This window comes from Streptomyces zhaozhouensis, from assembly GCF_900230195.1.
In the GTDB taxonomy this organism is placed as follows: Bacteria; Actinomycetota; Actinomycetes; order Streptomycetales; family Streptomycetaceae; genus Streptomyces; species Streptomyces zhaozhouensis.
Genome location: NZ_OCNE01000031.1, coordinates 1 through 26262 on the forward strand (window position 1 = coordinate 1; position 26262 = coordinate 26262).

Below are 26262 nucleotides of genomic sequence, written 5' to 3' on the forward strand. Positions count from 1 at the left end.
GAAACTGCGAGACCGAGTTCACCCTACATAGCCTCCCTCAATGCCGTCACTCTGTGTATCCGCAAGCGGAGGGGACCTACCCAACAACACCCCCATGAGGGCTTTGGAGGAGATACGCGCGGTAGCGCCCGAGGCATGCCTCGGGCGCTACCGCGCGTATCTCCTCCAAAGCCCTACCAGGCCCTCGGGGAGTATCGGAACGGGTTTTAGCGGTAGCGGGACGATCTTGATTCCGGTTCAGTGACGGGCCTGTTTTGGCTGGTCAGCGGGCCGTACGGTCCTCGCCATGCCTGTCGAGTACCTGTCTGCTGAGCAAGAGGCCCGCTACTGCCGGTTCGCCACGGAACCGTCGCCCGGCGAGCTGGAGCAGTTCTTCCGCCTGGACGCCAAGGCGCTGGAGCTGGCGCGGGTGAAGCGCCGTCCTGCGACGAAACTCGGGTGGGCGGTGCAGTGGGGCACGGTGCGGATGCTGGGCACCTTCGTGACCGAGGAACCCGCGGCGGTGCCGGCTTCGGTGGTGCGGTTCGTCGCCGAGCAACTCGACGTCGAGGAGGAGCGCTTCGCCGAGTACGGGACGCGCCCGCAGACCGTCTACGAGCACACGTGGGAGATCCGCGACGTCTACGGCTACCGGGACTTCGCCGCGGGCGAGGAGGAGCTGCGGGCGTTCCTGGCGGCGCGGGTGTGGTCGTCGTTGGAGGGGCCGCGGGCGTTGTTCGACCGGGCGGTGGTGTGGCTGGTGAACAACCGGGTGCTGCTGCCCGGGGTCACGACGCTGGCCCGGATGGTGGCCACGGTGCGGCAGGAGGAGAACGACCGGCTGCACGCCGCGCTGTATGAGGCGGTGCCGTCCGGGCTGCGGACCGAGATGGTCAGGCTGCTGGAGGTGCCGGAGAAGAAGCGGGTCTCGGAGCTGGAGCGGTTGCGGTTGGGCCCGATGCGGGTGTCGGGCAAGGCGATGGAGGCGGCGCTGGAGCGCACTCGCGAGGTGCGCGAGCTGGGCGCTGGCGCGGTCGACGTCGAGCCGGTCCCGGCCGCGCGGATGACTGGGCTGGCGCGGTACGGGCTGACGTCGAAGGCGCCGACGCTCAAGCGGCTGGAGGTCACGCGGCAGACCGCGACCCTGCTGGCCACGGTGCGGCACCTGGAGACCGCGACGGTGGACGACGCGCTGGACCTGCTGCACGCGCTGATGGCCACCAGGCTGCTGGCGAAGGCCGAGCGGCTGGGCAACGACGCCAAGCTCAAGGCGCTGCCTCAGCTTCGCCGGGCGGCGAAGAAGGTCGCCGCGGCGGTCGATGTGCTGATGACCACGCCGCCGGCGACGGAGAGCGGCGAGATGGTCTCGGTGGTGGACGCGTGGTCGGCGATCGAGCGGGTGGTGCCGCGCGAGCAGCTCGCTGCCGCGCTGGCCACGATCGCCGCGGTGGTGCCGGAGGAGGGCGGCGACGACGAGGCGGAGTGGCGGGCCGAGTTGGTCGCCCGCTACGGCACGGTGCGCGGCTTCATCCGCCTGCTGGTCGAGGTCATCGACTTCCAGCGCCGCTGCGGCCCGGAGGACCGGGCCATCCCGCGCAACTACATCTACACCTGCCTCAACGAAGCCCTCGCCGCGAGCGGGCTGACCGGGCCTGGCAACGAGCAGCTGCGATACACGCCCCACGACTTCCGAAGAATCTTCGTGACCGACGCCCTTCGCTCCGGCCTGCCCCCGCACATCGCCGCCCGCATCTGCGGCCACCGGACGGTCGACACGACCCTCGGCTATGCCGCGATTTATCCCGAGGACGTCATCAACCACCACCGGTCTTTCATCGCCCGCCGCCGGGCGCTGCGACCCGGGGAGGAGTACCGCGAGCCCACCGCCCAGGAGTGGCAGGACTTCCTCGCCCACTTCGAGCTGCGGAAGGTCGCCCTCGGCGTCTGCGCCCGTGACTTCGGCACCCCCTGCGTCCATGAACACGCCTGCATCCGCTGCCCTGTCCTGCGGCCCGATCCCGAGCAGATGCCCCGCCTGGAGGAGATCCACGCGAACCTGCTCGACCGGCTCCAGGAGGCAAAGGAACAGGGATGGCTCGGTGAGGTCGCCGCGATCGAGGCCAGCCTCGCCGCCGCCGAGCAGAAGCTCGCCGCCATGCGCGACCTCGCGGCCCGGGACACCACCGTCCACCTGGGCATGCCCGATCTCCGTGGCGTCGTCGCGCGCATCGACTCCGAGCAGCGAAACGAAGATGCGAAGCAGCAGCCCTGAGCACTACAACGAGGGGATGACCGTCTTCCTCTGTTCCAAGTGCGGCACCGCGATCACGCCGGAGCTGGCCGAGCTTGCCGCCGTCCCTGGCGTCTCAGACGACGAGCGCGACCGGGACAAGGAGACGCGCCGGGCGCCTTCCACCGTTCCGCAGGGCCACTACGCGATCGATCCCGAGCCCTGGGGACCTCCCTACGTGGTGCAGGACGATCAGGAGGACCCGAAGCCGGCTCAGTCGCGCGGACCTGTGGTCTGCCGCGAAGAAGGCTTCGTCATCTCGGCCGGCAGCCGACACACAGTGCTGGTGCACCCTGATGACGCCGCCGGTCTTCAGCCACTGCCCAACTGGGAGAACAGCAGTGGGTGCTGCGGACCGACAGGCGACGAGGGACTCAACCGAGCCTGCCCCTGCGGCGCTCCGGTCGCGACCCTCGCGGCCGACTGTTTCGGGCCCTTCGAACTGCACCTCGACCCCGTCCGGACCTACGCGTTCTCCCAGTAGGACCGCAAAGCGCGCGGACGACGTCCACGACACGCCCGACGGAACCCGTCCACCCAACTTCTTCACGACTACTTTCCGTGGTGGACGACGGCTCTCAAGCGGACCTGCCGCCGAGCTGGGCTAGTTCGGATAAGACCAGCTCGGCGCCCTCGGCCTGGCGCTGAACGCCGTGGTGCTGTTCAACAGCCTCTACATGGACGCCGCCGTCAAGCAGCTCGCCGCCGACGGCTTCCCCGTCACCGACGACCTGCTCGCCCGGCTCTCTCCGCTCCAGTACGACCACATCAACTTCCTCGGCCGCTACGCCTTCACGCGGCCGGCCGCGCCGGGGCTGCGGCGGCTGCGCGACCCGCACACCGACGATGACGACGGCGGGCGGGACTGAGCGTCAGGAGCCGGCCAGGGCGCTGATGAGGTTGCGGGCCGCCGCCTTCGTCAGCCGCTTGGTGGCGGTCGCGGTCCGCTCCCGGGGAGCGCGCGGCTCGATGCCCGTGCCCTTGACCACCTTGGTGAACTCGGCGTCGAATCGTTCCCGGCCGGCCTTCTCCGCGAGGGTGGCGAGGTACTTCAGCTGCGCAGCGGTGGCCGGTTCAGTCTTCGCCTTCGCCGCCCGCTCACGGCGCGGACCGTAGATCCGCTCGTTCTCCGCCTTGCGGGCCGCCTCGGCTTCCAGGCTGCGGCAGGTGACGTGCACGCGCTCGTACCAGGTCTGGGTGCCCGGTTTGCCGGTCACCGCCTCCCACAGTGCGTTCGTCGTCAGCGCCGACTCGTCCACGCGCTCGGTCAGGCCGGGCCCGACGAGCGCGTAGTAGCCGGTGTTGCCCCGGGGGAGGACGGTGAACCCGGCCGGGATGGCGTGCGCGGTGAGCCAGTCCCGACCGCACCCGCAGTGGCGGGCGTGGTAGCGGGACCACTTGCTCTCCAGCGGGGCGTACACCAGCCGATCACCGTAATACTTCGCATCTCTCTCGAATCCAGACACAAGCCGCAGTGTGCCATCGGTGCCCCGGGCACGACGTACCCGCGTCACTGGATGCCTGCTGACCCGCTCAAATGGCCTCGGAGCCCTAGGTAACGGAGGCTCTTACGCCCTCACGCAGCCGAATCACCGGGGTGGGCGACCGACGGCCTCCGGCCTAAGCGTCCGCTGCAAGGCGGTGAGTCTTGAGACGTACATGGCAGTCGCCACGACGGTAGCGAAGGCCAGGAGACGTAGGAGCATCGCCCACCAATCGTTCGGCTCCAGCGCGTACACCTCTTCTCCGTCGCCCACCCTGAACCCGGGCGAGCGCGTGTAATTGATGTGGTCTCGGGTCGCCCAGTTGAAGGCATCCCAGTACGCGTAGAGGGGAGACGTCAGCAGGGTGACGAGCCACAAGCCCCACCACGCATGGAGCCAGTAGGCCGGCGCCATCACGCCAGTTGCTGAGGGTGGGCTGGAGGCACGCCAGACGTCGTTGGCGATCTGTTTGGGCAGATAAAGGTTGCCGAAAGGGATGAACCACGAAACGGCGGCCATCGCAGGGGGGTAGCGCAGTCGTCCGGGGGCGAGCTTCTCGGTGGTGGTGCGCATCCGGACGAACCAATTCAGCCAGGCCACGGCCAAAACGACCGCGGTGCCGAGTTGGAAGAAGCCCCAGTAATGATCCTGATTTTCGTAGATCAATCGGTACTCGAAGCCGCCACTGTACGTGCCCATCATCAAAATGAACTGCGTGACGACGGGGCCGAGTACGGCCAGCGTGTACAGCACCAGGGCGACGTACACGGCGATGGTGGAGTTGCGCGGGCCGTTGCTCCCGTTGCGTTCCTCGGCCAGGGTGCTGGGTGACACCGGGGTTCCGCGCTGGGGCTGCCCCTGGTGGTCCGGTAGATCCGTGGCCGTGACGGGGGCGGTCACGGAGGCAGCGGGGCGGTGGCCGGGGGCGGTCAGGGTTTCGTCCTGCGGCGGCGACGCGGGGGACCGGACACCACTACCGGTCAACCCCGTGCGTGGGTCCTCTTGTTCAAGCAGTTGAGCCGCGTCCTGTCCGAGTCGGGCCAGGACTGGGGCGGGCAGCCACGGCCCCAAGTGCTGGAACTGTGTCTCATCCCGTGCCCGCAGCGCTGTGAGAGGCGGCCGGGCGGCAGGGTCCTTGATGAGGCAGTCCCGTATCAGGGGGAGCAGCGGCTCCGGGATGCCGCTGAGGTCCGGTTCCTCGTGCACCACCCGGTACATGAGGGCGTGCGGAGGCGCCTCGGATATCCCGAAGGGCAGGCGTCCGCTGGCGGCGAAGGCGAGGACCGAGCCCAAGGAGAAGATGTCGCAGGCGGTGGTGAGACGTTCTCCTCGCACCTGCTCGGGCGCCATGAACCCTGGGGAGCCGACGATCACGCCGGTGGAGGTCAGTCCGCCGTGGGTCGGGCCGTCCAGGGCGCGCACGATGCCGAAGTCGATCACCTTGGGGCCATTGATGGTGATCATGATGTTGGAGGGCTTCAGGTCGCGGTGGATGAGCCCGGCGTCGTGAATGTCGGCGAGTGCGTCACAGAGACCGGATGCCAGCCCGCGCACCGAGCGCTCCGGCAGCGGCCCATGGCGGGCAACCACTTCGGCGAGGGTCGGGCCTGGCACGTATGCGGTGGCGACCCAGGGCCGTTCGGCGTGCGGGTCGGCGTCCAGCACCGCCGCAGTCCACTCCCCGCCTACCCGCTGGGCGATGGCGACCTCCTCGGCGAACCGGAGGCGGAAGTCCGGCGACGTTGCCAGCTCCAGGCGGATCGACTTGACCGCCACCATCCGACCTCGTGGAGACCGAGCGAGGTACACCACGCCCATTCCGCCCTCACCTAGCCGACCGAGTAGCCGATAGCCCGCCACACGTACTGGGTCATCCTCACGCAGGGCCTGCACAGCGCACAGCCTCCCTCGGCAGAGCAATCTTGGCGCGCTAAGAACGCATCAGCTTAGACGAGACAGCTCACCACCACCTGGATAACCAAGGCCGAGGTGGCGATGATTCGGCTGATGTTTGTCAGACTGCCAAGCCGAACGACTCACCTCCCCCGGCTCCGCCTGCGCCCGCACACCCTGGCTTCGGCGGCATTACTTGCCTAACTTGCCTCAAAGGTTGAAACCAGTATGACCTGCATGAATGCTCGATAACACTAGATAAACCCATAGACCAGGCATGACCCACCTGTCCTACGAGCGCGACCTCGGGGCCCTCTACCTAACCGCCACGTCGGCCCACTGCTGGAGCGGGAACTCACCGGCACCCACCCGAGCGACACCGACCCCGACGCCGAGTGACTCTCACAAATGACCATCTGTGAGAGTTCTGCGACAGCCCCGGCCCCGCCACGTTTCCCCAGGTCACCGTTCGCAGAAGTCCCCTCAAAACCCGAGCATTGTGCGACGGGGTTCTGAGAGACTGCCGCCATGGATCTCACGCCCGATCAGGCCGCATCGGCGGTAGAACGTCACGACTGCCCGAACTGTGACGCGCCCGCCGGCAGCGCCTGCCGCACCCGGGGCGGGAAGACCGCCGCGAAGTACCACACCCCCCGCTTCGTCCTCGTCCCCGCACTCCGCGAGGAACTGGAGATCCCCGTCCCCACCGACCGGCTCCCCGGCCGACCCTGGCGGCAGGGCCCTGCGCTCGCCGCCGTGCCCGCGCCCCGCACCGAGCAGCCAATCCGGATCGGGTACGCCCGCACGTCCACCGCCCGCCAGGAGCTGGCCAGCCAGCTCGAAGCCCTCCGCCGAGCGGAGTGCCACAAAGTCTTCTCCGAGCAGATCAGCACCCGCGTCAAGGTCCGGCCCGAACTGGAGAAGGCCCTCGCACTGGCTCAGCAGTTCAAGGAGGCCGCGCCCCAGACGCCGGTCATCTTCACCGTCCACGAGCTCAAGCGCCTGGCCAGGAACGCGGCCGAGCTGATGACGCTGTCCGCCGAGCTCCAGGCCGGCGGCATCCAGCTCGAACTCCTCACCGGCCCGCTCACCGGCATCTACGACCCCAACGGCATGGGCGCGATGTTCTTCGCCGTGCTCGCCGTCGCCGGGCAGATCGAGCGCAACTACATCCGCGAGAAGACCCTCGAAGGCCAGGTCACCGCCGCGGCCAAGGGCAACCACGGCGGACGGCCGAAGGTCATCGACGACGACATGCTCACCTTCGCCATCGCGCTGAAAGACAAGGGCGTCCCCGTCCCCGAGATCGCCAAGAAGCTCACCATCAAGACCGGGAAGAACACCGGCAAGCACCCCTCGGTCGCCTCGCTCTACCGAGCGCTCGCCGAAGCCGACCAGGCCGCGGCGGACGACGGCCTGCCACGGCGGCCCAAGCCCGTACGCATCCGCCGCCCCGAGGACCCGCTCACCGCAGAGGAGATCGACCTCCGAGAACGCCTCCAGACCCAGCCCCACCCGAACACCGGGCTGCGGTAGCCGCGGTGGTCAGCGCCCAGGCACGGCGAAGGGCCCGCACCCTCAAGTGCGGGCCCTTCGCCGAGGGCCTTTGGGCCCCCGCCCCCTCCGAATTTGCCGTGCGCCGATGAGCCCTGGCCCCTCCGACTACCGCTAATTCCCGTTCGGATACTCCCCGAGGGCCTACCAGTGGCGCGGAGAGAAGATCCCCAAGTGGTTCGTGTGGTGGTGCCTGTTCGACCTCCAGGACGGCCGGTGTGCCTGCTGCCCCGCCCCCGCCCAGAGCATCGACCACGACCACCGCACCGGCGCCGTGCGCGGCCTACTGTGTATCTCCTGCAACCGGCGGGAACCCGAGTGCGCCGACGCAGAACAGCGATGTGCCTACCGGCACTTCCGCTGTCTGCGCGCCTACCGACAGGCCCCGCCCGCCGCTGGGCTCGGGTGGATCAGGCTCGGGCCCGAGAAGTTCCGCCACCGGGCCGACTCGGAGCGACCTAACCCCTCTCTGGGCAGCGGGTTCCTGTTCTGAGCACCTCGCTGGGTCAGCGCTGCTCTCCCAGGGCACGGCGCAGAAGGGCGACGAACGAAGACTGCAACGGCTTGTGCTCGTTCAGAGAGGCGATCAGGTCGGTGACCGCCGCGGACTGGATCGCGGGAGCCCACCGACTCAACAGTTCCATAAGCGCCGGTGTGCTCTCGGCGTAGACGACGTCATAGGTGTCGGGCCCCGACACTTCGATCCGGTACTTGGGCAGCTGAGGCTCCAGACGATCGTCCACCCAGATCTCCAACCACATCGGAGCCAGGTCGCGCCTCGGGTAGCTGGTCCATGGGGAGTAGCCCGCCTCCTTGACCACCTTGTCGCAGTCGTCGTGGGGGTCGACACCAGGGCGGTCGAACACCGGGTCGGACTCCAGCGAAGTCCAGGTTCCCTTGGTCGTGAACAGGAACGGCGATGAGGTCATGGCTGCACGGTAGAAGCTGAAGAGCAGCGTGGTGGCTTTGTTCACGACTTCCGACGGCAGATGTCGACGACTCCGGGAGGCACCCGCTGACCGGTGAAGCCGATGTTCACGAGAACGGGAGACACCTGCCGGCACTGCCGGTCACCCTCGACATGCCCGGCAAGATCGCCGACTTCCTCCGCGCCGCCGAGCGGGCCGCCCTCGACTCCGGCGTGACCGTGCGGCGCGGCCAGGGCTACACCCTGCGCGTCAGCACCACCCCGGCCATCCACCGCCAGCTTCTCGCCCACTGCCAGCCCTTCGACGGCGCCCAAGGCACCCCGGCCGTCCCCGCCCAGCGCAAGGCCCGCCGCGAGTACGAGAACCGGGTCAGCACGCTCACACCCTGACCATGATCGTTCTCAGCGCCAACCGCTGTACCGATGTTCCCCGAGGCCGTACACGATGGGGCCCGCACCGGTCGGTGCGGGCCCCACTACTTTGCTGTCGAATCAGTCGGCGATCAGTGCGGCGGTGACGAATCCCTGGGCCTGCTCGTATGTCCACTCCCCGCCGACATCGCGGGTCATCGAGTGGCGCAGGCACTCAGCCGCGTCTTGCAGGGGTACCGCACGCTCAATCATCACGTCTGGAGTGGAGACGTTGCGCAGAGCATGGGCTACGAGGCTGACGGCGATCTCGGGGCTCGCCTCGTAGACGCTCTTGAGCGCCTGAACGACGTCGACGTAGAGGTCGCACAGCGGCAGATCCCGAGGAGAGATCTCGTGGTAGTAGCGGAGGTTGGCCTCCAGGGCGATACGGATAGCCCCGGTCACACCGGGCGGCAAGCTGCTCATGGACCGATCCCATCAGTTCCCACGAACGTGTGATGGGGGATCAGCCAAGACTCCCGGCCTCGGGGCCGGTGACCCCGCCGGCGGCCAAGAGCACCGCCCACGCCACCATCGCCCGCGCCCTCAACCGGCGCCGGGAACCCGCCCTCGCCGACGAGCACCGCGAGGATGCTGAGCGCTACCGCTGCCTCGCCCAGAGCGGACGGTCCTACGCGGCCGCACTGCGCGGCGAAACCAAGGACTGACCACACACACCAACCCAGTGGGCCCTCGGGGCCGGCGTAGTGCCGGCCCCGAGGGCCCACCGCCGTTGATCAGGCCGCACGTTCGACGGGCGCGACGTAGGCCGCGGTCACATCCTCCTCGTCGGTCGGCTCGCGCCACGGCCCGGTGTCCTGGCCCCGGTGCTGGCCGGCGCGCGCGGCGCCCAGCCCTCGCGATACCAGACCGCGCCGGACAGTGCCGGGGGGCGCGGGGTCTGGGGGCAAGGCCCCCAGCAGCCACCGGGCTCAGTTTCGATAGTCAGCGATCAGCGCGGCCAGTACGCGCGACTGTCCTCCGTTGGAGGGGGCCCTCTTGGTGCTGCGGAGGTGGTGGGGATTGCGCCGATCAGACTGGGCGGGTGGCCCCGTAGAAGTCCGCAGTTGGCATGGCATCGTCGAGCGGTTGCACGGAGACATCGCGGCCGGTGCGGGGCGCGTGGAGGACGTGGCCGTCGCCGTAGTAGAGCGCGACGTGGTAGATGCCGGTGGTTCCGCCGTTGGTCCAGAAGACCAGGTCGCCGGGTTGGAGTTGGTCGCGGGACACTGGAGTGCTGGCGGTGGCGGCGTACTGGTCGGCGGCGACCCGGGGGAGTTGGGTGGCTGGCCACCAGGCCATCTGGACCAGGCTGGAGCAGTCGAAGCCCTTGGTGATGGAGGCCATGCAGCGGCCGTTGGTGTAGCCGTTGACCCCGTCGCAGAATCCGTAGCCGGGGCCGGAGGGGGTGCCGCCGCCCCAGGAGTAGGGGGTGCCGAGGTAGGCGGCGGCTCGCTGTACGGCGCCGGTGCCGGCACCGTTGCCCGAGACGGGCGGGACCGTCCACTCGGATGCCTTGGCCAGGATCTTCTCGATGTACTCCTGGGTCTCCTGGTACGGCGGAACGCCCCCGTGGTCTTGGACGGCGCCCCATCCGGCGTTGTAGCCGGCCAGTGCCAGGGCGAGTGGGTCGCCCGCCAGCCCGGAGTCGTGTGCCTGGGCGAGGAGGGAGCACATCAGCCGCCCTTGGGCCATCACGGCATCGCCTGGGTCGTAGGGGGAGACGCGGCCGTTGCCGTCGTCGTCTCGCCCCCAGGTCGCCCACGTCCCGGGCATGAACTGCGCCGGCCCCTCGGCTCCAGCGGGGGAGACCAACGGGTTCTCCAGGCTGAAGCCGGACTCCGCCCAGAGCTGGGCAGCCAGGACAGCAGCGGGCAGACCGTCGCACTGCTCGGCCGCCTGTGCAAGCCACGGCTCGAACGGTGCGGCCTCGGGTGGAAGCTGTGGAACGCCACCGAGCGAGGAGGGCGGCCCCGAAGCGGAAGCCGCGACGGCGCCCACACCGACGACCACGCCGACGGACGCCAGCATGATGCCGGCGGCACCGACGGCGGCCATGCGGTTTGCTCTCCCCATGCTTACCCCCATTTCAGGTGAAGCGCCGTTACCTGGCCGTCAAGTCGCTTGACGGCCGGCTCTGTTGGCGGGTTGTCTCCTCAACCTGACACCGGTCGCGCTCGGTTCAATGCACGTGCAGTGAACCGTCGCAAGCGGCCAGTGGATTCGACGACACCAAGGCGCACCACTTGTGACACAGAGGCATGGTAGCGTCACGCTCGCGAACACTTGAACTATTTGGGGGGATGGGGGAATGGCCCCTTTCGCGCCATCCAATGCGTCATCGGCCCACCCTCAGCCGCAGGCAGCCGCACCCGCGAGTTACTGCGTCATCGGCGCGCACGGCGGCGCGGGTGTCAGCACGGTGGCGTGCTGGCTGAGGGGGGACCAGACGACGGTCTACGAGTTCAACGTGGCCGGTGGAGTACCACCGGGCTGTATGCCGGTGGTGGTCTGCCGCTACACCGCGCAGGAGATGCTGCGGCTGACCACCTACCTGGCCTCGTGGCCGACGGGGGGCGTGCCGCGGCCGTGGCTGGTGCTGATGCGGGACGCCCCGTTGCCGCCACCTCGCCCCGCGCGTTTCCGGCGCCGGGCCCTGGGCGCGCGGGTGCTGGGGGTCACCGAGGTCCCGTACCTCGTTCCCCTCCGTTCCGTTGATTCCCCCGAAGAGGGGCTGACGTTTCGAGTTGTGGCACAGGCCGCGGTGAGGCTTCGCCGCGACCTGGGTCTGTAGGGAGGGAAACCGTGGAATTGCTCGCATCCGTGGCGTCGGCGGTGGCCGACGCCACGGTCGCTGCCGAGGACTGGGACCCGGCGCCCGAGGCCCCCGAGGGGTTGGAAGGGCTGATGCCCCAGTGGATCGGCTGGGCGAAATGGCTGGCGATCGGCCTAGGCATCATCGGCCTGATTGCCTGCGGAATCATGATGATGATCGGCCGCCGGAATCGCTCGCACCTGGCCGCTGAAGGCGCCTCGGGCCTGCTTTGGGTCGTCGGCGGGATCTCCGTCGTCAGCCTGGCCGGCGGCGTCGTCCCGTTGATGCTCAGCTAAGGGGGACGAGATGGCGTTGGACTTGCAGCGCACCGCCCGCCGGCGGATGCGCATCGTGCTCATGGTCGCGGCCGGCCTGGTCGTCCTCACTGGCGGTGTCGTCGTCGGCGTGATCGCCGGCTCCTCCAGCGGAGACAGTGACTCTGGTAAGGCTGGCGCGGAAGCCAGTTCTCACGACGAAGGTGGTCAGGAGACTGGCTCGGATGATCAGCCGGAACCTGGTCCGACCCGCACAGTCGAACCATCGGAGGACTACACCGCGCCGGACGAGTGGGTGCGGCTCCCAGCTGCCAGTGGGGAGACTGACGGGCTGCCGACCGGCTGGCCACAGACTCCCGAGGGCGCCGTGGCCCTGGTGGCTGCCAGCAGCCGCAATTCGTGGACGTGGGACGAGGAACAGATCGCTCGTGGTATCAGGGCGTATACGAGTGATCACGAGCAGGATGCCTTGCTGAGCATGGTCGACGGCAGCGCAGCTGGTATTCGTGAACTGGTGGGTCTTCCTCCCTCTGGTCGGCCTCCCGAAGATGCCTCGTTGTCGGCCACGGTCATCGGCGTGCAGTGGGAGGAGATGTCCGAGGATGAGGTACGCGTGAGCGCGCTCGTCCGGATTGTTTTCACTCCGGGGGGAGGGGTCGACGTTCGCACTCAGGTGCACTCGACCGTCAACGATGCCGTGTGGGAGAACGACGACTGGAAGGTACGCACGGTGTCACCCGAGGTGGTACAAGGTGCCCCTGAAGCCGCGGAGTTGGGTAGTCAGGAGTTCATCGACGCTGGGTGGATCGCTCTTCAAGAGGGTGATGTGCGGTGAGGCGCTGCGGCGGCCTATTCACCCTCTTCGTCCTCGCCTTGGGCCTCGCACTGTGCTCGGTCCCTGCTGCGGCATCCACTCACGCCTCGCCAGTTCATGAGGTAGCCAGGCCCGCTGATCTGGATGTCAGTGCCTGCGCCCAGGCAGTCCTCCCCGGGTGGGGGCTCATTTCCGGTTCTGCGGCTGACTGTGTGGGAAGCGGCCTCGAAAGCGGTGCCGGCGCCGCTGGAGAAGCCGTGGTAGATGCCGTCTCAGGCGTGCTGGGACCTGCTGCCGAGTCCCTGCGGCAGTTCACGGCGGAGCTGATCGTCGAGGGGTTGACGTGGTGGCTGGAGGAGGAGTCGATCTCGTTGACTGGTCTGAGCTATCTCGGCGACGCGGACGACCCGGGCCCTCTGTACGTGATTTGTCTGGGGATCGGAGTGGTGATCGCGACGCTGCTGGCCATCGCCCAGGGGTTGCGCATGATCATCACTAGGAAGGGCGCGCCGCTCCTCCAGCTGGTCAAGGGTCTTTTCCTGCACGCTGTCGTCGTGGCGGTGGGGGTGGCGGTGATCGACAGCCTGTTGACCGCCTCGGACGCCGTGACGGAGGCCATCGTCGACACGGCGTTCGTCTCGGCGGAGGAGGCTCCCGAGCAGGTCACGGCCGTGCTGCTGCCGCAGATCAGCAACCCGATCGGGCTGTTGGCCGTCGCGGCGATCGTCCTGTTGCTGGGCCTGTTGCAACTGGTCGCGCTGTTCTTGAAGCAGTCGGCGCTGCCCATTATCGCCCTGGTGCTGCCGATCGCCTCCTCCGGCCAGGTTGGGGAAGGCGCATCCCGTCAGTGGCTCCCGAAGCTGGTCACGTTGCTGTTCGGGATCATCCTCTACAAGCCGATGGCGGCGCTGATCATCGCGTTGGGCTTCGCGCAGCTGACGGAGGAGGGGGACGGCTGGGCGGGGTGGGTGCGTGGCCTGGTGACCCTGACCCTGTCGATCCTCGCCCTGCCGACGCTGCTGGCGGTCTTCTCCAACTTCGGGGTTCAGGTGGGGAGTTCGGTCGCGTCGGCCGGCGGGTTGGCGCCGGCGGTGATGTCGGCGGTGTCGATGGCTGGCTCGCGCGGCGGCGGTGCCCCGGTGGGCGGCGGTCCGGTGACGGCCGTCGATCATGCCGAGCGGATGGGCCGCGACGGGCCGGCGGCCAGCGCTCCGGCCGCCGGCGGGCCTGCGTCGCCTCCTGGTCGTGACGGAGGTCCGGGCCGGGACGGGTCGGGTCGGGATGGTGCGGCCGCCGTGCAGCAGGCCAACCAACCACATCAGGAGAACGGGCCCCGCAGCGGCCAGGAGAACGGCGCTACCGTTCCTGGCCAGCAGACCGGGGACGCCTCGACGCCGGCGGCGCCGCAGCCGCCCGGTGGGCAGCCCGGCGCCCCGGCGAGCGCCGGGCCGGCCCCGGCCCCGGCTGCCGCCGGCGGTGGAGTGCGGGTCGCGATGATCGGCGCGGAGGCCGCGAAGTCGGCCGTCGACAGCGCGGCGCGCGACGCGTCTGGCGCGGGGAACGACGGGAACGGGGGCGGGGCGGATCGTGGCCGTTGATCAGCAGCACGGGCTGTACGGGGGGTGGCGGCGTGCCACCGGCGGCGGGATCGGCTCTCTGGGGCCGGGCCCGTCCGCCGCGGTGGTCGGCGCGCTGTTGACCCCACCGCTGGCCGTCACCGTCCTGGGCCCGACGTCCCTGTTGGTGACGCTGCCCGTGGCGCTGCTTCTCCTGGCGCTGGTGGTGTGGCGCCGGCATGGGATGCCGGTGCTGTCCTACCTCGCGGCGCGGGCGCGCTGGCAGTTGGGGGCGTGGCGTGGGGAGACGGACTACCGCGCGACCTATCTGCCGGCCCTCCAGGCGCTGGATCTGCCGGGCGTGGCCGCGCCCACCCGCCTGCTGGCGGTCGAGGGCGTGGCCGGCGGCCGGCAGAGCGTGGGTCTGGTGTGGAACCAGCGCACCGGAACGATGTCCGGCACGCTCCTACTGTCCCCGGCGGGGATGCTCCTGGCTCCCTCTGCGGACGTGACGTCCTCGGTCTCCTCCTGGGCCAGCACGTTGGCCCGGCTGGCGGAGGAGGACATGATCCAGGCCGCGAGCGTGACGGTGCAGGTCACCCCCGCCAGCGGCCGGCCGGTGGCCGCCCATGTCGCCGGCCGGCTCGACAAGGGGGCCCCGACGGCGGCGCGGCAGGCGGTGACCGAGCTGGTGCGCCAGTCCCCTCGGGCCAGTGCGCAGCTGTTGGCGTGGATGACGCTGGTGGTCGACCCGGCCCGCGCCGCCGACCGGCCGGACGGGCCGGAGTTGGCGGCCGCCGAGACGCTGCGCGCGATCGACGCGGTGGACCTGACCGGCACCGGGGCCGACGTGCTGCGGCAGGCCACGCCGGATGACATCAAGCGCCTGGTGCTGGGCGGCTATCGGCCGGCCGAGGCGGACGCGCCGGCCAGCCAGATCGCTGAGCTGATGTGGCACGAGGTCGGGCCGGCGGCAGCGACGGACGGGTGGACGACCTACCAGCACGACGGCTCGATCTCGGCCTCGTGGGTGCTGCGGGAAGCACCAAGGCGGCCGGTCCCCTACAGCGCGCTGCTGCGGCTGCTGGCCCCGGGCCGCTACGCGCGCCGGGTGACCCTCGCCTACCGGGTGCTGCCCACGGAGGAGGCGGCCAGTGTGGTGGAGCGGCAGGTCAACGCGACGGAGGTGCTGGCGGAGTACCGGCGGCGTACGCAGCGGGCGGCCACGCACCGCGAGCGGGTCGACGCCGAACACGCGGCCCGCACCGCGCGCGAGGAGGCCGTGGGCGCGGGGATGGTGCAGTGGTCGATCTACGTGACCACCACCGTCACCGACCCGGCCGACCTACCCGCCGCCCGCAAGGAGGTCACCAAGGCCGCGGGCGCCGCCGTGCTGCGACTGCGGCCGGCCTACGGCGGGCAGTCCGCCGCGCTCGCCCTGGGCCTGCCGCTGGGCATCAACCCGCTGCTCTGATCTGACGACGAAGGGGGAGCCGCCGTGGGGGACAAGAGGAAAGAGGAGACGCCCGGGTGGCGGTTGAACGCCCGGGTCATCGCGCCTCGACGCGGTTGGCCGGGGGCCGGCCGCGGGCGGGCCAGCCACCTCGATCGCGGCAGCGTCTACCTGGGCACCACCAGTCAGGTCGCCGGCCTCAACCCGTATGTGCTCGGCTCGGGCCTGCCGCCGGAGGGGGTGCCGATCGGGCCGGACCTCCTGACGAACGAGTTGGTGTGCATCGACCCGGCCGGCTGGGTCGGCTCCCTCATCACCAACCCCGGCGTGTGGATCATGGCGCAACCCGGCGTCGGCAAGTCCGCGGTCTCCAAGCGGCTCGCACTGGTCTACTGCGCCTACGGCCACCGCATCGTCGTGCCGGGAGACGTCAAGGGCGAGTACACCGGCCTGGTTCAGGCGTTGGGCGGTCAGGTCGTGCGCATCGGGCGCGGCCTGGACAAGCTCAACCCCCTCGACTCCGGCCCGCTGCGCACCCGGCTCCCCGACCTCGGCGCGGCGCAGCGGGAGTCGCTGCTGGCGGAGATCACCGGGCGGCGCGCGGAGCTGCTCCAGGCGCTGCTGGCCACCCACGTCGGGCTGGGCCGCCGGCCGACCGCGCCGGAGACCCGCGTCGTCCAACAGGCCGTCCACCTGGTCTCACAGCGGCTCCTGGGCGGCCAGGACCCGATCGTCCCGGACGTCGTCGCCGCCCTGCGCGACGGGCCCGACGAACTGCGCGGCGCGCTGCTGGTCGACACCGAAGAGGAATACCGGGCCCTGGCCCGCGAGGTGACGCTCGCGCTCGAAAACTTGTGCTCCGGGCCGCTGGCCGGCCTGTTTGACGGACCCACCTCTCACCCCCTCGACCTACGAATGCCGGCGCTGAGCGTGGACCTGTCCTCGCTGCTGACCGCCGGTGACACCGTCGTCTCCGCCGGCCTCCTGGCGACCTGGGCCTACTCCTACGCCGCCGTCGACTCCGCGCGCGCCGTCGGCATGATGGACCAGCCCCTGGTCCTGCCGCTGGATGAGATGTGGCGCGCGCTGCGGGCCGGCCCCGGCATGGTCGACGCGTTCGACGGCATGACCCGCCTCAACCGCTCCAAGGGCGAGGTGTCACTGATGATCACCCACTCGCTGCGCGACCCCGAATCCCTCCCCACCCCCGAGGACCGGCAGAAAGCCGCCGGGATGATGGACCGCTGCGACACCGTCATCCTCGGCGCGCTCTCCAAGGGCGAGCTGGAGAGGGTCAGCGCCCAACGCCCCCTGACCGACGCCGAGATCGCCCTGATCTCCTCGTGGTCCTCCAGCTCCAACACCGGCCTGGACGGCACCAGCCAGCGGCATCCCGGCCGGGGCCGGGTCCTGATCAAGCTCGGCACCAGACCGGGCACCCCCGCCCAGCTCCATCTCACCCCCCGCGAGCTGGAGCTGTTCGACACCGACGCGGCCATCCGGAGGCGGTCATGACCACCAACCAGCCCGGCCCGGGGGCAGCCGGCAACGGCGCCCCCATCGCCATCCTCGCCGTGATCTTCGGCGGTGGCGCGCTGTTCGCCGGCGGATGGCTCGGCGGCACCCTGGGCGCTGCTGTGGCCGGCGGCGGCTGGGACCCGCCGCCGTTCTCCCTCGCGTCCGCCCGGGACTTCGTCACCGGCGGCCCGTCCCAGCTGTGGCCCGAGGCGCCGGGCGCGGCCGTCGGCGGCGCCGTGGTCCTGCTCCTGGCCGTGCTCCTCGGCGGCGGCCTCGCCGCGTGGCGGATCTACCAGCGGTTCTCCCGGCCGCGGGGTCTGGCCAACCGGCGCGACGTCCAGGCGCTCACGCCACGGCAAGCGGCGAAGCGGGCGCGCTCCCTGCGGCCCTCCTTGAAGGGGGTGCGGGAGGTCGCGCCGGCCGACCGGGGCCTACTGATCGGTGACCTCGACCCGGGCGGGCCGGAACTGCGGGCCAGCGACGAGGACACGGTGCTCGCGGTGATGGCGCCGCGCGCCGGCAAATCGAGCGCGGTGGCGGTGCCAGCGGTGCTGGAGGCTCCGGGCGCGGCACTGCTCACCTCGAACAAGGCGGACGTCTTCGCCATCACCAAGCGGGCGCGGGGGAAGGTCGGCACCACGATGACGCTCGACCCGCAGGGCGTTGCCCACGTCGAGCGGGAGATGTGGGTGGATCTGCTGGCCGACGCCCGCCACATCGAGGGCGCGAGCCGGCTCGCTGGTCACTTCACTTCGGCGGCCGCCGACGCCCAGGCGAAGATGGACTTCTGGTCCCAGGCGGCCAGGAACACGCTGACCGCGTTGTTCCACAGCGCAGCGATCTCCGGCGCCACGGTGAACGACGTGCTGGCCTGGCTGGCGACACCGAGCGACCGGGCTCCGGTCAACGCCCTGAGAGGCCACAACGACGCGCTCGCCGATCAGTTGGCCTCCACGGTCGCTGGCGCTCCGGAGACCCGGGACGGCATCTACGAGACGGCCCGGCAGGCGGTGGCGTGCCTGCTCGACCCGCAGGTCGCCGCGTGGGTCACCCCGGACAAGCACCGTCCGCAGTTCGAGCCGCACAAGTTCGTCGTCTCGCGGGACACGCTCTACCTGCTGAGTAAGAACGGCGGGGGGAGCGCGGCCGGCGTCATCGCCGCCGTGACCGACATGCTCTTCCGAGCCGGAGTCGCTGCCGGGGAGGCAGCCGGGGGCCGGCTGCCGAACCCGATGCGCGCCATCCTTGATGAGGCCGCGAACGTCTGCAAGATCGACGACTTGCCGGACCTGTACTCCCACCTGGGCTCTCGGGGCATCACCCCGGTCACCATCCTCCAGTCCTACCGCCAGGGCGTGCGGGTGTGGGGGGAGCCGGGCATGGACTCGCTGTGGTCGGCATCCACGGTGAAGCTGGTCGGCGCGGGCACGGACGACGCGGCCTTCGCGGAGAACATCTCCAGGCTGATCGGTGAGCACAAAGTCCGGGAGACCTCTGTGTCCTACGGCTCCAGCGGCCGTTCGACCAGCACGCAGCGGCAGCGGGAGCGCATCCTCGAAGCTGCCCAGGTCCGCGCGCTGCCGAAGGGCCGGGGCCTGCTGCTGGCCACCGGCGTGCCCGTGGCCATGGTGAAGCTGCGGCCGTGGTACGCCGAGCCGTACGCCTCGGAGATCGGCCCGGACGCGGCCGCCGAGGAAGCTGCCATCGCGGAGCGCGCGGGGAAGAAGGCGCTCGCATGACCGTGGAGTCGCGCACCGGCGAGCAGCTGGCCGAGGACGTGGCGGACCTGACGGCCACCGTGCACGGGCTGGCTGCCCAGCTGGAGGAGACACAGCGGCTGGCCGAATCCCTCCAGGGACAGGGCGCGTTGCCGGCCGGCAACGCTGGCGGCGGGGCGGAGCAGCCGGCGGCGCCGCCGCTGATCCTCAAGCTGTCCGGGGAGAAGTACGACCAGGAGCTGGCCTCGCTGAGCATCTGGGTCGAGTACGTCCTGGTCCCCGTCTACCTGGCGGAGGTGTCCACCGCCGCGCCGTGGTGCGAACGCTGGTGGGAGCATGTGCCGGCCGTGGCCCGGCTGCACGCCCTGTGGCTGGCCTGGCAGGAGCTGACCACGCCGGAGGTCGGCGGCTACACCGGCCCCTCGGTGTGGGCGCGGGACCACCTGCGGCCGACGATGGATGACTTGCGCTCGCCGTCCGGGCCGTTCGCCGCGTGCACCACCAACACCTCCCGACAGCGCGAACGCATCCTCGAAGCCGGCCAGATCCGCGCCCTCCCCAAGGGCCGCGCCCTCCTGCTGGCCACCGGCACCCCCGTCGCCATGGTCAAGCTCCGCCCCTGGTACACCGAGCCCCACGCCAGGACTGTCGGGCCCGAGGCGGCCGCCGAGGAAGCCGCCATCGCCCAGCGAGCAGCGAAGAAGGCCCTCACATGACCGATACACCGCCCACAGCCGAGCAGCTGGCCGAGGACGTCGCCGATCTGACGGCCACCGTGAACGGACTGACCGCCCAGTTGGAGGAGACGCAGCGGCTGGCTGAGTCCCTCCAAGGGCAAGGCGCGTCGCCAGTCAGCAACGGCGGCGGAGCGGAGCAACCGGCGGCGCCGCCGCTGATCCTCAAGCTGTCCGGGGAGGAGTACGACCAGGAGCTGGCCGCCCTCGCCATCTGGGTCGAGTACGTCCTGGCCCCCGCCTTTCTCAACGAAATCTCCAGCAGCGCGCCCTGGTGCGAGCGCTGGTGGGAACACCTCCCTGCCGTGGCCCGACTCCACGCCCTGTGGCTGGCCTGGCAGGAGTTGACCACCCCGGAGGCCGGCGGATACACCGGCCCCTCGGTCTGGGCACGCGACCACCTGCGGCCGACGATGGACGAGCTGCGCTCACCCACCGGCCCGTTTGCGGCCTGCGCCACCAAACCGGGCAGCGCCAACCACTCCCCCCTCCGCCAACCCACCGTCCAGCCCCTCTCCCAATCCTCGACCTCTGGCTGACCAGCGCATCGCCCCCGACCCGGCACCGGATGGCAGCTACTGGATCGCGGACATGAACAGGAATGACAACGCGACCCATGCGGACCTATCATAATTTCCGAGGAGGGGAATGATGAAGAAACCGCACGAAGTGTCATCCATTGTAGATCAGATCCCGGCTGGAGAATGGTCTAGCGAAAGAGCTGCATCGTTCGAAGCCGCACTGGAGGCCATCAATCACGCGTTTGGAGCATACTCTGCGCTGATCGCAAAAGCCGAAGCACACGGAGCAGACGAAGCGCAAATCTCTCAGTTGAAAGCGGGCCGAGAGAGTTGCATCAGGGATCGAGAGGCGCTGTCGCCTGACGATATCGCCGCCGTGGCAGAAATTCGTCACCGGTACACGGTACTCACCCGCCGACTGAGAAGTGAAACGTGACCGACCCTGAAGCCGCCAGGTACATTTTACCCGAGGAAGAGAACACTCGGATATTTCGGGAACAGATTACGCCGGAGCTACTGAGTGGGCGAGAGACTCTCCCCACTCCGACCTTGGTCGTCCTCATGGCGCAACATGGGGCTGGGAAAACGACCACTGCCTCAGGCGTGGCCGATGTGCTCAATAAGCGCGGTGGTTTCGTAGACAACGACAGCGACGTCTACAAGCCCTACCACCCGCAGTACGCGTCCCTGCTGGAAGAAGACGACCAGAGGATGGCGCTCTACACAGGGCCCGACGGGCAACGCTGGACTCGCCAAACTCACGACTACGTCCTGAGGGAGAAGGTGAATACCCTCCTTCAGGAGACCGCGCAGTCGCCCGAGTTCCTCCAGGGGGTGTTCTCTCGGTATGGGGAGGCAGGATTCCGACGAGAGGTGATTGGACTGGGGGTACCGCTGCCACTGAGTCAGCAGGGAGTCTTCAATCGCTATTTCGAACAGGTGCAGGAGCGAGGCAGCGGCCGCCTCCCCGTACCAGAAAAGATGGAGCGCTCCTTCCAGGGAATTCTCGTAGTCGCCGAAAAGATTGACGAACTAAAGCTCGCAGAGCAGACAGTTGTTCAGCGTCGAGGCCCCTCTGCGCCGACGTACGCGAACACACGTGGCGCTGATGGCGAATGGAAAGAGGCACCCAATTTTCGGGGCGCCATAGAGAGGGAGCGCAATCGCCCCCTCTCAAATACTGAGGAAGCGGACTTCCTGCGCACACAGAGCAAACTCCGGCAGGGAATGGGGACACAGTGGAACACTGCACTTTCCCGCATCGAGGATCTCGCACTCCCCATCTTGAGCCACAAAGGACAGCAAGCGGTTGAGAAGATGCGCTCTGACCAGCAGCGAGCTGCGGCAGCGCACATACGCTCCACCACTACCGGTGAGCCCGCTCCACAGAAGTCGATCGCGCCCCAGGCAGGGAACCCGACCACGGGGCCCTTTCGCCCCAGGCCGAACGAGGGGCCTTCCAGGGGGCGATGACTTCATTTGAGTGATGCAACATGATGGGCCGCGCTTGCGAGTGCGGGCCATCACAGTCTGCGCGGCTGGGGTTCGAGCGGTTCTACGAACCCCGCACGCCCACGAACATCGAACTCGCCGCATAACCCCAACAACCCCGAACCACCCCAAAGCCGACAGAGATGCCTTGACGGAAGACATAGAGGCACCCCCCCCAGGATGCAGTCCGCTTGCTGACCGGTGGTCATAGACCGATGGACGGCCCGTCGCGGCGCTGCGGAGGCGGCTGGAGCGGTGGCCGGGTCTGGACACGGTGCAGCTGCTCCTGGCGCTGCCGCGCGAGGTCGTCGGCCGCCCGTCGGCGTTGGGTGTCCTCGACGGTGGCGCGGGCCGGGTCGTCGACGGCCAGGCGTCGGCGGGCGTCGTACTCCCGGCGTAGGGCGTCGGCGGTGGCGCGGTGGCCGGCGGCGACCTGACGGAGGTGGGCGGCCCGCTGCTGATGGTCCGCCACCTGCTGGGCGTCGGCGGCCTCCAGGGCCTCCCGCAGGACCGGGAGGCGGCCATGGAGGGCGGACACGGTCTCGGGGGTGAGTGGGCCGACTGGGCGAAGCGGATCAAGGAGGTCGCGGGCAGCGGCGCGGGCCTGCCGGTCGTGGTCGGCGGCGGCGGCGCGGGCCTGGGCGGTGTGCTGGTCGGCGGCGGTGATCTGGTGGGTGAGCCAGTCGGCGACCTCGCGCAGTTCCCCGCGCTGTCGGAGCAGTGCGGAGCGGCGGCGGGTCAGGCGGCGGGTGATCGGCTCCAGGCGGGCGCGGTAGAGCGCGGCCTGGTGGGCGTGCTGGTCGGCGGCGCGGGCGGCGGCGGCCGCCGCGTCGACCAGGGCCTCCAACGTCTGGAGTTGGGTGGTGGCGGCCGCGAGCTGGTGGGCGGCGGGGGCCTGGTCGGTGCCGGCGGTGGTGGCCAGGGTGCGGGCGCGGTCGGTGGCCGCGGCCGCGAGCTGGTCGGCGCGGTCGGCCTGCTCGGTGGCGGTGGCGGCGGCGCGGGGCAGGTGGGCGGTCGGCATGGCGCCGTGGGGCCGGCGCCGCCAGTGCGGCAGCATGCCCTCCTCCTGGTCCTGCTCGCCGACCGGGGCGGTGCGGCTGCGGGGGAGGGAGATGGCGCGGGCGGCGGCGGCGCGCAGCGCCTGGTCCTCGTCCGCGCGCACCGTCGGCTCGTGCGCATCGTCGGCGGGCATCGCCATGGGCGGCGCCGCCTCGGACACCGCGGCCACCATCTCGTCTGTGACCATGCTGTCGCCGGTGTCGCGGGCCAGGGTGCGGCCGTAGGCGGTCACGGCGCGCTGGAGCAGCTCCTCACCGGTGCGCGGCGTGCCGAGGCGGGCGGCCGCCGCAGCGTCCTCTGCCTCGGCGAGGGGGAGGAAGAGGTGGGAGGCGCGGCGGGCGCGGGTCAGCTCGGGGTAGAGGGTGTGGGCGTCGGCGTGCGCGCCGTAGACCAGGGCGACCTCCGAGGTGAGGCCCTGTGCGGAGGCGGCGGTCATCGCGTAGCCGAGGGTCAGGTGGCCGGCGGCGAGCTGGCGCGGGGCGATCCAGGCGGCCTCGGTCGTGGGGCCGTCGGGGGTGCGGCGGCGCCATTCCACCCGCGCCCCACGCCGCGCGTCGACCTCCCGGACGATGCCGCGGTAGCCGTTGAGCACATCCGGCCCACCCCCGCCGCCGGGTTGGCGGGAGCGGTAGTCGTTGCGGGTCACGCGCACCAGGTCGCCGACGGCGAGGGTGAGGTGGCCGCCGCCGGCGGTCCGCCCGAGGGCCCAGGTGCGGGCCGGCCCGAGTTCGCCGGCCGCGCGACGGCGGGCCTGGGCGGCGGCGTTGAGGGCGTCGACGTCCGCCCGGCGGGGGGCGAGGAGGAGCAGCTCGTCGACCAGGTCGTGTGGATCGGCCCACTCCTGGCGGGCGGTGTCCCAGGCGGCGACCATGCCGGCCAGCGCCTCGGTCGCGGTGGTGGTGGCGTGGACGTGGCCGTGGTCGGCGAGGCGGGCCAGGGCGGTGGTGCGGGCTCCGGTGCGCCAGTCGGCCAGCGCCGCCCGCTCCACCAGGTCCCGCTGCCGCCGGTTCTCCGACAGCTCCAGCCCGCCGACCAGCTCGTGGGCGCGCGCGAATCCGCCGCCGACACCCACCGCCTGGAGCTGCTGCGGGTCGCCGATGAGCACGAGTTTGGTGCCGGTGGTGGTGGCGTGGGTGGCCAGCGCGGCCAGCGCGCGGTCATCCACCATGCTGGCCTCGTCCACGACCAGGACGTCGACGTCGTCCAGGCCGGCGCCGCCGGTGATGGCGCGGGTCCAGGCCGCGACCGTGGCGGAGATGATGCCAGCCTCGGCTGCCAGGTTGGCCGCCGCGACGGCGGCCGTGGACGCACCGGCCACGCGTAGGCCGGCGGCCGCCCAGCCGGCCCGCGCCGCGTTCATCAGCGTGGTTTTGCCGGCGCCGGCGACGCCGATGACGGCGTCGACCGCGTGGCCGGTGGTCAGCAGCCGGGCCAGCACGGCGCGTTGCTGGGCGGACCAGGTCCAGCCCTGGGCGGCCTCGGCTGTCTCAATCGCCAGCTCGGCAGCGTCGGGGGTGAGCTGAGCGAGGCCGGCGCCCACGCCGGCGGTGGCGGCGTCCTGAAGCGCGGTCTCCGCGCCGAGGATACTGGTGTGGGTGTAGCGGGCCGGGTGGGACTCATGCGCCCGCGAGGAGTCCGGCAGGCGCACCGCGTGCCCCGGCACCGCGAGGACCTCGTCGACGAGCCGCTCCAGGTGCTCGCGGCTCTCCAGAGCCGGGACGGCGGCCGCGACCGCCGCCATCACCTGCGGATGCGAGACGGTTTTGCGGCTGGCGACCAGGCCGTGCTCCTCGTCCGTCCAAATCTGGGCGGCGATCTCCCCCGGCGACGGCACCCGCGGCCCGCCGTCGATGCCGGCACCCACCGCCGGCGGCGGGGGCGGGCCCGGCAGCGCGGCCGCCACCACCTCGTCGACATCGCCCACCACGGCCTGCCCCCGGGCCCGCCACGCCCTGCGGACATCCCCCGGCGCCACCTCCGGTTTGCTCTGCGCGGTGCGCGCGGCCGCCGCCTTGGCCTGGGCCGGCGTAGCGCTCTCGCCGGCGGCGGCCACCACCTGGTGGTGCCGGCGGGAGTAGGTCTCGCGCAGCTCCTCGGAGATGCCGGCCAACTCCCACACCCCCGACTCCGGATCACGCGTGAAGCGCGCCCCGAGCCGCTCACCCAGGAGCGCGCGGAGTCGGCCCTCCGCCAGCTCGTTGACTACCCTCGCGTGCCGGTGCAGGTCTTCGGCGCCGGCGGCGATCGTGCGCCACCGGCCGTCCTCGCACCGGGCCAGGTGCGCGAGCGTCACGTGGACGTGCAGGTGCGGGTCGCCGGGCGCCAGGGCCTCGCGCAGCGCCGGATCGCCGCCGGCGGGGACGGGCACGGGGCGCGCGGAGCGGTGCACCGTCGTCCACCCCAGCAGACCCGACGTACCAATCCGCTCAGCGCGCCGGCCGTCCCCGTGATGCCCGGTCATGCCGTAGGCCGTCCACTCCTCCAGCGCCCCGACGGCCTCCCGGACGGACTCCATCCACGCGGCCTCGATGGCAGCCGCGGTCGCCGGGTCGGCCAGGGCGTAGGCCACGCTGATGCTCTTGGGGAGGTCCAGGGTGACGTCGACGCCGCGCAGCCCGACGTCGATCCGGCGGCCGCGGTTGGCGCGGGCGTCGGCCAGCTCCTGGTCCTCGTAGACGACCGCGAGGTCGACGCCGGCGGCCGCCGCCAGGCGCTCGATGTCGCCGATCGGGATGCGGTGGGCCTCCCCATCCCGCACCACACCGCGCTCAGCCCGCGCCACACGGGCCGCCAGCCGCTCCCCGAGCAGCTCCTCCGGCGTCGCGTCGACGGTCTCGCACGCGGCCGTCACGGCGTCCAGCAGCGGCCGCGCCGGCAGTTTCGCGCGCGGGTCGACGGCCTTCTTGCGGGTGACCAGGCGCTCACCGGTGCCCGGGTGCACGCCGTCCATCAGGGCGCGGGCCGCCGCCGCGTCCACCGGCGTCCCAGGGGTGATGCCGACCTCGCTCAGGCCCGACCCGATCCAGACGAGGTCCCCCGCCGCGAGGCGGTAGTCGACCTGCCGATCCACCCCGGCCGGCTCCAGCTCCTCGTGCTCGGCATCGCACCCGCACTGGGCGGTCAGCCGGTAGTCGACCTGCTCCGGAGCGCGGATCGCCGTCACCCACCCCACACCCGCACCCCCCATCCCGTCTGTCTCGGGCGCCCCAGGCGGCCGCCGTATCGGAGATACCTGGGTACTACCACGCATGATCATGATCCTCAGTGACCGTAGCGGGTGATCCCTGCCTGACCAACCCTCGCGACATCCCTGATCCACTGGCGTCAGGCATCAGCCATTCATGCTCAGTAACTAGACACTGAGGGACGGTTTTTCGTGCGCGGAACGTGATCAGACGGATACCGTGCCGGGCATACGCCGCCCGCGCACAGGCTCGCCAGATCAACAAAAACGGAGATCAGGAACATAAAAAGCAGGGCCACGAAGGACACGTCTGGCTCGTCAAACCGCACGCTGATCATGCGATGAAGTGGGGGCCCAACTACGTTTCGGCCGCAGGACATCAGCGCTGTCCTCGTTGTCCGGACCGCATCTGTCCGCCCGGACAACGAGGACGCCCGTCCTGGACCTCGTGTCCGAGGTTCGCGGTTCGGTACGGTTCAGGGCTCGGTACGGCCCCAGCCCTGGTGTCCGGACACTACCCGGACAGTGTCCGGACAGTGCAGGGACACTGTCCGGACAGAGAGGACACGGGCTGTCATTCGGTAT

General features: G+C 70.5%; 23 protein-coding genes and 1 pseudogene. 18 read left to right on the forward strand and 6 right to left on the reverse strand.

The genetic code is table 11. The features are described 5' to 3' along the window. The first annotated feature begins 286 nt into the window (after window positions 1-286). From CRP51_RS27060 to CRP51_RS27070, 3 genes and pseudogenes are all read left to right on the forward strand, one after another. Window positions 287-2251: a DUF4158 domain-containing protein gene (locus CRP51_RS27060; RefSeq protein WP_097233997.1), complete on the forward strand. Its 1965-nt coding sequence runs from the start codon at window positions 287-289 to the stop codon at window positions 2249-2251. Between the two features lie 16 nt (window positions 2252-2267). Beyond that, window positions 2268-2753 carry a hypothetical protein gene (locus CRP51_RS27065; RefSeq protein ID WP_097234031.1) on the forward strand — a complete coding sequence of 162 codons (486 nt, stop codon included), beginning with the start codon at window positions 2268-2270 and terminating at the stop codon, window positions 2751-2753. 133 nt (window positions 2754-2886) lie between these two features. Then, a pseudogene (locus tag CRP51_RS27070) lies at window positions 2887-3138 on the forward strand (Tn3 family transposase); the annotation flags it as partial. Window positions 3139-3141: 3 nt separating this feature from the next. On the opposite strand, the gene CRP51_RS29835 reads toward CRP51_RS27070, so the two are convergent. Then, window positions 3142-3690, reverse strand: coding sequence for a DUF3072 domain-containing protein (locus CRP51_RS29835; RefSeq protein ID WP_245880834.1), 549 nt, complete (start codon window positions 3688-3690; stop codon window positions 3142-3144). A 168-nt stretch (window positions 3691-3858) separates the two neighbouring features. Continuing rightward, entirely contained in the window at window positions 3859-5646 is a 1788-nt protein-coding gene (locus CRP51_RS27080; RefSeq protein ID WP_097233999.1) for a protein kinase domain-containing protein, read from the reverse strand. A 528-nt stretch (window positions 5647-6174) separates the two neighbouring features. On the opposite strand from CRP51_RS27080, the gene CRP51_RS27085 reads away from it, so the two are divergent. Together CRP51_RS27085 and CRP51_RS27090 are read left to right on the forward strand one after the other, a co-directional pair. Then, window positions 6175-7182 carry a recombinase family protein gene (locus CRP51_RS27085; protein WP_097234000.1) on the forward strand — a complete coding sequence of 336 codons (1008 nt, stop codon included), beginning with the start codon at window positions 6175-6177 and terminating at the stop codon, window positions 7180-7182. A 199-nt stretch (window positions 7183-7381) separates the two neighbouring features. Continuing rightward, window positions 7382-7693, forward strand: coding sequence for an endonuclease domain-containing protein (locus CRP51_RS27090; RefSeq protein ID WP_245880835.1), 312 nt, complete (start codon window positions 7382-7384; stop codon window positions 7691-7693). Window positions 7694-7706: 13 nt separating this feature from the next. Here CRP51_RS27090 and CRP51_RS27095 read toward each other — a convergent pair whose 3' ends face one another. Continuing rightward, window positions 7707-8174, reverse strand: coding sequence for a hypothetical protein (locus tag CRP51_RS27095; RefSeq protein ID WP_097234002.1), 468 nt, complete (start codon window positions 8172-8174; stop codon window positions 7707-7709). A 107-nt stretch (window positions 8175-8281) separates the two neighbouring features. Between CRP51_RS27095 and CRP51_RS27100 the strand changes: the two genes are divergently transcribed. After that, on the forward strand, window positions 8282-8518 hold the full coding sequence (locus CRP51_RS27100; protein ID WP_245880836.1) for a hypothetical protein: 237 nt from the start codon (window positions 8282-8284) through the stop codon (window positions 8516-8518). Between the two features lie 102 nt (window positions 8519-8620). On the opposite strand, the gene CRP51_RS27105 is transcribed toward CRP51_RS27100, so the two are convergent. Next, entirely contained in the window at window positions 8621-8965 is a 345-nt protein-coding gene (locus CRP51_RS27105; RefSeq protein WP_141514680.1) for a hypothetical protein, read from the reverse strand. A gap of 32 nt (window positions 8966-8997) precedes the next feature. Here CRP51_RS27105 and CRP51_RS28595 point away from each other — a divergent pair, with 32 nt between their 5' ends. Further along, complete coding sequence (locus CRP51_RS28595; protein WP_141514681.1) at window positions 8998-9207, forward strand: hypothetical protein; 210 nt, start codon at window positions 8998-9000, stop codon at window positions 9205-9207. A 364-nt stretch (window positions 9208-9571) separates the two neighbouring features. On the opposite strand, the gene CRP51_RS27110 is transcribed toward CRP51_RS28595, so the two are convergent. Next, window positions 9572-10597, reverse strand: coding sequence for a C40 family peptidase (locus CRP51_RS27110; protein WP_245880837.1), 1026 nt, complete (start codon window positions 10595-10597; stop codon window positions 9572-9574). Between the two features lie 364 nt (window positions 10598-10961). On the opposite strand from CRP51_RS27110, the gene CRP51_RS27115 reads away from it, so the two are divergent. From CRP51_RS27115 to CRP51_RS27165, 11 genes are all read left to right on the forward strand, one after another. Next, window positions 10962-11333 (forward strand): hypothetical protein, encoded by a 372-nt coding sequence (locus tag CRP51_RS27115; protein WP_141514682.1) that lies wholly within the window; start codon window positions 10962-10964, stop codon window positions 11331-11333. A gap of 11 nt (window positions 11334-11344) precedes the next feature. Beyond that, complete coding sequence (locus CRP51_RS27120; RefSeq protein ID WP_245880838.1) at window positions 11345-11650, forward strand: hypothetical protein; 306 nt, start codon at window positions 11345-11347, stop codon at window positions 11648-11650. 10 nt (window positions 11651-11660) lie between these two features. Continuing rightward, window positions 11661-12464, forward strand: a complete 804-nt coding sequence (locus tag CRP51_RS27125) for a hypothetical protein (RefSeq protein WP_097234005.1) — start codon at window positions 11661-11663, stop codon at window positions 12462-12464. Window positions 12465-12721: 257 nt separating this feature from the next. Further along, the gene (locus CRP51_RS27130) at window positions 12722-14041 is read left to right on the forward strand and encodes a hypothetical protein (RefSeq protein WP_097234006.1); all 1320 of its coding nucleotides are present in this window, start codon (window positions 12722-12724) and stop codon (window positions 14039-14041) included. Continuing rightward, window positions 14031-15473, forward strand: a complete 1443-nt coding sequence (locus CRP51_RS27135; protein ID WP_097234007.1) for an SCO6880 family protein — start codon at window positions 14031-14033, stop codon at window positions 15471-15473. The genes CRP51_RS27130 and CRP51_RS27135 overlap by 11 nt, the downstream gene beginning before the upstream one ends. Before the next feature lie 24 nt (window positions 15474-15497). Then, window positions 15498-16967, forward strand: a complete 1470-nt coding sequence (locus CRP51_RS27140; protein WP_097234008.1) for a putative type IV secretion/conjugal transfer ATPase — start codon at window positions 15498-15500, stop codon at window positions 16965-16967. After that, the gene (locus CRP51_RS27145) at window positions 16964-18709 is read left to right on the forward strand and encodes a type IV secretory system conjugative DNA transfer family protein (protein ID WP_097234009.1); all 1746 of its coding nucleotides are present in this window, start codon (window positions 16964-16966) and stop codon (window positions 18707-18709) included. Before CRP51_RS27140 ends, CRP51_RS27145 begins: the two co-directional genes overlap by 4 nt. Beyond that, entirely contained in the window at window positions 18706-19404 is a 699-nt protein-coding gene (locus tag CRP51_RS27150; protein WP_097234010.1) for a DUF4913 domain-containing protein, read from the forward strand. The genes CRP51_RS27145 and CRP51_RS27150 overlap by 4 nt, the downstream gene beginning before the upstream one ends. Then, window positions 19401-19961, forward strand: a complete 561-nt coding sequence (locus CRP51_RS27155; protein ID WP_097234011.1) for a DUF4913 domain-containing protein — start codon at window positions 19401-19403, stop codon at window positions 19959-19961. The genes CRP51_RS27150 and CRP51_RS27155 overlap by 4 nt, the downstream gene beginning before the upstream one ends. Window positions 19962-20073: 112 nt before the next feature. Then, on the forward strand, window positions 20074-20379 hold the full coding sequence (locus CRP51_RS27160) for a hypothetical protein (RefSeq protein ID WP_097234035.1): 306 nt from the start codon (window positions 20074-20076) through the stop codon (window positions 20377-20379). Then, entirely contained in the window at window positions 20376-21416 is a 1041-nt protein-coding gene (locus tag CRP51_RS27165; protein WP_097234012.1) for a zeta toxin family protein, read from the forward strand. The genes CRP51_RS27160 and CRP51_RS27165 overlap by 4 nt, the downstream gene beginning before the upstream one ends. Window positions 21417-21639: 223 nt before the next feature. Here the strand turns inward: CRP51_RS27165 and mobF are convergent, their stop codons facing one another. After that, on the reverse strand, window positions 21640-25656 hold the full coding sequence (mobF, locus tag CRP51_RS30065) for a MobF family relaxase (RefSeq protein WP_170970702.1): 4017 nt from the start codon (window positions 25654-25656) through the stop codon (window positions 21640-21642). Window positions 25657-26262 lie beyond the last annotated feature (606 nt).

Coding starts and splice junctions, on each gene's coding strand:
- CRP51_RS28595 (WP_141514681.1), top strand. CDS start 8,998: ATGGGGGATCAGCCAAGACTCCCGGCCTCGGGGCCGGTGACCCCGCCG.
- CRP51_RS27145 (WP_097234009.1), top strand. CDS start 16,964: ATGACCACCAACCAGCCCGGCCCGGGGGCAGCCGGCAACGGCGCCCCC.
- CRP51_RS27150 (WP_097234010.1), top strand. CDS start 18,706: ATGACCGTGGAGTCGCGCACCGGCGAGCAGCTGGCCGAGGACGTGGCG.
- CRP51_RS27155 (WP_097234011.1), top strand. CDS start 19,401: ATGACCGATACACCGCCCACAGCCGAGCAGCTGGCCGAGGACGTCGCC.
- CRP51_RS27125 (WP_097234005.1), top strand. CDS start 11,661: ATGGCGTTGGACTTGCAGCGCACCGCCCGCCGGCGGATGCGCATCGTG.
- CRP51_RS27110 (WP_245880837.1), bottom strand. CDS start 10,597: ATGGCCGCCGTCGGTGCCGCCGGCATCATGCTGGCGTCCGTCGGCGTG.
- CRP51_RS27105 (WP_141514680.1), bottom strand. CDS start 8,965: ATGAGCAGCTTGCCGCCCGGTGTGACCGGGGCTATCCGTATCGCCCTG.
- CRP51_RS27065 (WP_097234031.1), top strand. CDS start 2,268: ATGACCGTCTTCCTCTGTTCCAAGTGCGGCACCGCGATCACGCCGGAG.
- CRP51_RS27100 (WP_245880836.1), top strand. CDS start 8,282: ATGCCCGGCAAGATCGCCGACTTCCTCCGCGCCGCCGAGCGGGCCGCC.
- CRP51_RS27160 (WP_097234035.1), top strand. CDS start 20,074: ATGAAGAAACCGCACGAAGTGTCATCCATTGTAGATCAGATCCCGGCT.
- CRP51_RS27085 (WP_097234000.1), top strand. CDS start 6,175: ATGGATCTCACGCCCGATCAGGCCGCATCGGCGGTAGAACGTCACGAC.
- CRP51_RS27060 (WP_097233997.1), top strand. CDS start 287: ATGCCTGTCGAGTACCTGTCTGCTGAGCAAGAGGCCCGCTACTGCCGG.